The organism is uncultured Campylobacter sp., from assembly GCF_938045775.1.
In the GTDB taxonomy this organism is placed as follows: Bacteria; Campylobacterota; Campylobacteria; order Campylobacterales; family Campylobacteraceae; genus Campylobacter_B.
The window spans coordinates 1-6,128 of the sequence record NZ_CALIBH010000254.1 but is presented as its reverse complement, the minus strand read 5'-3'; the positions used below and the strand labels follow the sequence as shown (position 1 = coordinate 6,128).

Genomic DNA, 6,128 nt, shown 5'->3' with positions numbered 1-6,128 from the left:
CTCGTCGGGCTCATAACCCGAAGGTCGGTGGTTCAAATCCACCCTCTGCAACCAAACACCCATTACAAGGGCATTTGATAAAATCTTAAAATATTCTTATTTTTCCAAAGCAGAAATTATCAAATTTTCGATAGTGCTTTTCGATTGCTTTATGTTAGCCGTAATATATTTTTGAGTAGTAATGATATTCGTATGACCGAGAGTAAAACTCACCTGCTCGATCGGCAACTTAAGATAATTTATGCAATATGTGCCAATAAGATGCCTTATGTCGTGAAGCCTGATTTTGGGTAAATTGTTTCGCTTAAGCAAAGAATTCCAACTTCTACGCAGATCAACAAATTTTGTTTTAGTAGCGGGATTGATAAAGACATAGCTATTTAGCTGATTATTCTGTTTTGCGGCTATATAGCGCTTTAATAGCCTTTTATAAAGTTCGTCGCTCATAGAATAGACCATATCGCGCTTAGCTTTATTGATTTGAAAAGGTATGACGTAAGTTTTAGTCTTTAAATTTACGTCACTCCAACGCAAGCTTAAGACCTCATTTTTACGCCTGCCGTGGAGTAGAAAAAAGAATATATCGGCGCTATCAGCTTCATTTTCACATATAGCTTTTATAAATTGCCTTTGGACGGATAGCGGATAATCAAAATATCGCTTATTGTCAAATTTAGGCAACTCGACGAAATCGCAAGGATTTTTAGCTATAAGCTCAAGCTTTTGAGCAAATTTAAATATTACGTGAAGCTTTGCAAGGATATTTTTAACGGTCTTGATTTTATAATCAGCCTTGATTAAGCCGTTACAGAGCCTTTGAATATCCAAAAAGCTTATATCGCTTACATCTTTTTCGCCTAAACTTGAAGCGATATGCTTCTTGTAGGTTGATATATCACTTTCTAAAGTGTGCTTACGAAGTATCAGCTCGTAAAATTCTATATAATCGTTAAAAAGCTCGTTAAGCAACATCTTAAAGCCTTTTAGAATAGATATGGCATAACGCCGTTATTGGAATATTTGAATTCCAACTCTCTAAAAATCATCTCTACGACGTTTTGGCTCATAGCATTTCCCGCCTGCTTGTATATCTGCGTATCGCTCACTACGATTTTGAAATCATCGCCGATGCCTTGCAGGCGCAAACATTCGCGCGGAGTGAGTTTACGTATGCGCTCACCGCAGAGTAATCGTTGTAATATTTTCGGCTCCGTTTGTCCGCCGCTTCTGGTAGTAAGGGTGGGGGAGATTCCATTTATATCATATACTCTTTTATTAGTGTCTTTGGTTTTGAAATCCAGCTCGCCTAATATCTTAATGAAAGTATCAGTTCTGCGTGCGCCCTGATTTGTAGTTAAAGTGTTGCTTACGCCATCAAATTCCGAAACCGAGCTGAATCGCCCTTTAAATTTCGGATTCTTTCGCCTCATTCCCGCAATCGCGTGCTCACTCAAAAAATATTTTTCATCTACAGAGGTCTCTAGCATATCCCCGAGCGTAAGCTTCAGAGACTGTTTAGGTGCGAAATGAAAGGAAAAATACCTATCCGCATCAAGGAAGCCGACTATATATAGTCGCTCTCTATTTTGAGGAATACCGTAGTCTTTGGTGTTGAGAATTTCAGCGTAGCAGTGATAGCCAAGATCGCGCAAAGCATTCAGGAAATTCACGTATGCCTTGCCCTTTTCGATCGATAGAAAGCCTTTGACGTTTTCGAATACGAAAACCTCCGGGCGGCATTCTTTCACTATGCGATAGTATTGCCAGATGAGATTGCCGCGATCCCCCTCCGTGCCCGCTCGCTCTCCTGCGATAGAAAAGTCTTGGCAGGGGCTGCCGCCTACAAGTATGCCTATTTGTCCGTGATACTTCGTAGCATCTAGGGTGCGGACATCCTCATAAAAAGGCACGTTTTGGTGGTTGAGCGCATTGGCTTCATAACTACGGCGCGCGAATTTGTCAATTTCGCAAGCAAATATCGTGCTGCTATAGCCGAACACCTTGCGATACGCCATCTCCGCTACGCCGATACCTGAAAAGATAGTCGCAATATGCAAAATATTATCCTTTCAAAACGGATACGGCATAACGCCATTATTGGAATACTTAAATTCTAATTCCCTAATATCCTCTAAAGCATGCTCGGTAAAATATCTGATATGATTTTTGTATCGTTGCAAGAAGCCGCGCTCGATCATTTCATTCTCAAGCATAGCGTAATCTTGGACGCTTAGAATGTCGTCCGTCATTTCGTTTTGATTATTGCGCCAATAGAGTTTAAGTCTTTCATCGCTCATATCTTTCCAAGCGGTGCGAAATATCTTGCTAGGCTTGTAGATTATAGGTTTTTCGCCGCTATTATAAACCTTTTGAATAGATTTAAACTCGTGAGATTGGATTTTACCGACGCTTTGAGCTGGATTGATACTCTTAACGTATTCATGCTTAAGCCGACCGCAGACGTAATATAGCAGGTGTCCGTCCTCGTAGATAAGCTCCTCTGAAGTGTAAGGAATACTCATAAAAATACTTTGGCTCTTATAATCCCACTCTATAAGTGTATCGTTAAAGTCTTTTAGGATATTGAGGTTGCCGAGATCACGCAAACCTTTAATGAAATTTATCTTACGGTAAACCCAAAGCGGGATTGGGTTTTGCGAGGATAGAAACCTGCGAATTTTATGCTTTATAAACCACGCCTGAACCTCGTTAATATCGTCAGTTTCGTTGAAATTTATAAAGGTCTTGGTGATATATTTCATCACATAACCCGTGGCGTTGTTTATAGAGGTCTGAAACCCGTTAATCTCGCCGTTTGCTATTTGAGCCGCAGTTAAACGCTCATTTCTTAAATTCTGTGGGGCATAGAATACGTCTTTGTAAATTTTAAGCAGATACGGAATTGTATGCCTTGGGGCATATATCAAAGCGTGAATATGCGGCACGCCATCATTTTTATGCGGCTCAAAGGTGCGGATATACTGAAATACCTCGCCCTCATAAACGCGCCTAAAACGTTTAGTAAATTTATGAAAATTATAATTTAAAACGTTGGCTAAATCCTTGATAGTAAAAGGCACGCCCTCGTTAAGCTTCTGTTTCTGTTCTATCGGAAGCGATCTAATATCCTTGGTGGTAAAGGTAGCAAAATTACCCACTAGCGCCTTACGAAAACAGCCGTTTAAGGTAATGGTTAGAAACACGGGCACCAGCTCATGTTTGATTGAAAGCATATGGATAGTATTTGTCCTATTGGCTACCTCGGCGTAATAGGTGCTTGAAAAGTTTGCAGACTTTGAGACCGAAAGCAGACTTTTTTCTTCGCCGAAAGAATTTACGAATTTATAATCCTGCAAAAACTTTCGTTGTCTGTCAATTTTAAGCTTTACAGCTAAAAGATCAGCCTCATTTAGTCCAAACATCTTTAAGCTTTATTTAAGAGTGACAGATTTTTATTAAATTGACAAGGGAGCAGAGAAAAGCGCGCTCCTCGTGCCTCGTCGCTTGCTTTTCTCTGCGGCCGTCGCCCGAATAATATGCCGTATGCTCTCATACTCATTTTAATTTACCTCTATCGTAAGGGTTATAACGCTAGTGCTTTTATAATTCTGCTCGATAGAGAAAAGATATTTGAGTATAGGTATATCCTTGAGTAGCGGCACGCCGTTACGTTTTGAATAGGCAACGTCTTTGTTAATGCCGCTTAAAACCAAAAGCTCGCCCCGCTTAAGGCTATAATTTGATTTGAGCTCCTTTTTACTCGTGCGCGGCGTAAGGGTGTTTTGCGTATCTAATAAGTCCTCAACCACCAAATCAAGGCTAAAATCGACGTTTGAATTCTGAAGCACAACCGGGCGAATTTTGATTTTTAAGCCTACATCCTTGTATTCGTAGCTGTTTTGAGTGGCGGTGCCGTTTTGAGTGTAGGTGCTGGTGTTCGTTAGATACGGCACATTTTCGACGGAGGAAAAATATACCTCGGCGCCGCTTTTTGCGACCAGAAAAGGGCTTTGCTTGATAGTCGTTACGCCGTTTTGCTGAAGCAGGCTAAGAACTCCGTAAAAGCCCCGTTTCTTTGTAGTTACGACATTCGTTTCAGCGCTATAAGGCATAGTGATAAGATTTATGAAATAGTTTAGATCGGAGCGGGTAACGACGTCGCCTAAAGAATTTAGATGCGAGCCTATATCTTTGTAATCATTGGTATTCGTTTCAAGTATAGTAAGCTTAAAATTTACCTGCTCGAGCTTTTTATCGCTTCTTTGCACAAAATCTATTATGTCGCTATATTCGTCGTCGCTTGCTTTAAAGACTACGGAGTTTGTAGAGCGGATATAGCTTGAGTTTTGATCGGTCATCTTGCTTACTATCTTATCCGCGTCGTCATAGGAGTTATTAGCAAGAGTGAAATATCTTAGCCTGCGCTCGGCGCTAATGCTGCCATTAGCATCGCCATAGTCCTTATTCTTCTTAAAAACATAATAAAAGCCGTCCGTTAGAATGAGCTTTAAGCCTTTACTTTCTATGGCTTTGCGAAAGTGTTTTATAGTTACGTCTGAATTCTTAGCAGTGTAGAAATAAAAGCTATTCGGATCTATCTCATCACTGATTAGAATATCGATTTTTGAATTATGGCTAGCAACGTTGGCGAAATCAAGCAAATTAAGCTTGACTTCCTCACTGAATGCGCTACTTAGAATAAATAGCGCTAGAAAAAGAATTTTTTTCATCTAACTCTTCCTTCTTTAGGTTATCGAAAACGGGCTTATCAAAGCCGACAAAGAAATACGTAATACCTTTACCTTTAAACGAGCGCACATTAAATTTAGGCGGGGAGCGCAAAAAGATGAAATTTAAGTATCTCTGATCAAAGTGATCGTAAGTGCCGTTTTGAATGGAGCAGCGATCGTAAAAACAATAAATTTGGTATATGTAGCCGATAGGAGGTTCATTAGAATTTGGAACGGAAGCGTTAAATAAAGCTTTAGTGCTATTACCGCTTGCGGTTTCGATAGGTTGATTGGATTGGGTATCGGGGGCGGAGGAATCGGCGGATTCATCAGAATTGAAACTTTTCACAAAAAAATAAAAATATATAGATAGCGTGATAAACAGAAATAATGATACATAAAGAAATTTACGAACAAAAGATTTTTGAGAAGCATTTTGCCCCGAGTGATAGAGATTAAAAACCTCTTTCATATACGGAACGTGAAATTTCTGCATAACGTCTTTTTGATACATTTTGTAAGAGCCATAAAGCATATATCTAAATTTATTTTTGAATAGGCGCTTAGAGCTATCTACGGCTTTTACAAAATGCTCGGCTATACGCTTATACTCGTTACTTATAAGCGATAAATCCTGTGTAATAAGCATAATATCCTGGTATAAATGGCGATGATAGGTAAGCCACCAAACTAAAATATTATCCTCTTTGGCTTTTAAGAAGTTATGAGCCTCATCGAGGATTATTAAGACATTATGTAAATTTAGCTCCTTGGCTTTTTCATTTAGAACGTCATCGCCCACTTTATCCATATAAAGCAAATATAGGACTTCAAGATCGGAGTAAAACTTTTCATAGTCGAATTTTATAAATTTATCGTCTAACTCAAATTTAAAGCCGTTGATATTGGTATAGCAATATGAATATTCTTTCTGCTTCTCGGGCTTAATAACCTTTGATAGGAAAGTATCCTTTGGCTTGAAAATAAAAAGCTGATAAATTTTAAAAACTGCATAATATGTCTTACCACTACCGGGATTGCCGACGATGTAAGTTATCATTTAGAAGCCTCAAGTAATATAATAAGTAAGCTCATTTATAGTTTTCCTAAGTTTTTCAAGTAGCTTCATACCCATTTTTGCGCCTATTATCAAAAACAATGATATTAAAAACGGAGCATAAAGATTAAAGACGTCCCAAAAAGCCTTAAAAACACCAAGAGTTGATAACACAGACAAAGCAACAGAAGTAACCTCATTCGTAGAAGTGCCAGGATTGGTAAGATTTTTGATAAAACCATAAATATCGCCTAATTGATCGAACAAAAATACAGCCATAGCAAGCAACGCGCCAAAATATATAAGCATCAAAATAAACATTGCAGCTTCTATTAAAACAA

General features: G+C 38.9%; 6 protein-coding genes. All 6 read right to left on the bottom strand.

Going from position 1 to position 6,128, the window contains the following annotated elements; all coding sequences use genetic code 11:
- Positions 1 to 96 precede the first annotated feature (96 nt).
- Positions 97 to 972 (bottom strand): site-specific integrase, encoded by an 876-nt coding sequence (locus tag Q0238_RS10660; protein WP_297945897.1) that lies wholly within the window; start codon positions 970 to 972, stop codon positions 97 to 99.
- Positions 973 to 983: 11 nt separating this feature from the next.
- Positions 984 to 2,057, bottom strand: a complete 1,074-nt coding sequence (gene dcm / locus Q0238_RS10655; protein WP_297945895.1) for a DNA (cytosine-5-)-methyltransferase — start codon at positions 2,055 to 2,057, stop codon at positions 984 to 986.
- Between the two features lie 12 nt (positions 2,058 to 2,069).
- Positions 2,070 to 3,422 carry a hypothetical protein gene (locus Q0238_RS10650; RefSeq protein ID WP_297945893.1) on the bottom strand — a complete coding sequence of 451 codons (1,353 nt, stop codon included), beginning with the start codon at positions 3,420 to 3,422 and terminating at the stop codon, positions 2,070 to 2,072.
- Positions 3,423 to 3,560: 138 nt separating this feature from the next.
- Positions 3,561 to 4,730: a type II and III secretion system protein gene (locus Q0238_RS10645; protein ID WP_297945891.1), complete on the bottom strand. Its 1,170-nt coding sequence runs from the start codon at positions 4,728 to 4,730 to the stop codon at positions 3,561 to 3,563.
- Positions 4,690 to 5,790: a zonular occludens toxin domain-containing protein gene (locus Q0238_RS10640; RefSeq protein WP_297945889.1), complete on the bottom strand. Its 1,101-nt coding sequence runs from the start codon at positions 5,788 to 5,790 to the stop codon at positions 4,690 to 4,692. Before Q0238_RS10640 ends, Q0238_RS10645 begins: the two co-directional genes overlap by 41 nt.
- Before the next feature lie 9 nt (positions 5,791 to 5,799).
- The coding region (locus tag Q0238_RS10635; protein WP_297945887.1) for a hypothetical protein at positions 5,800 to 6,128 on the bottom strand (329 nt) is incomplete at its 5' end.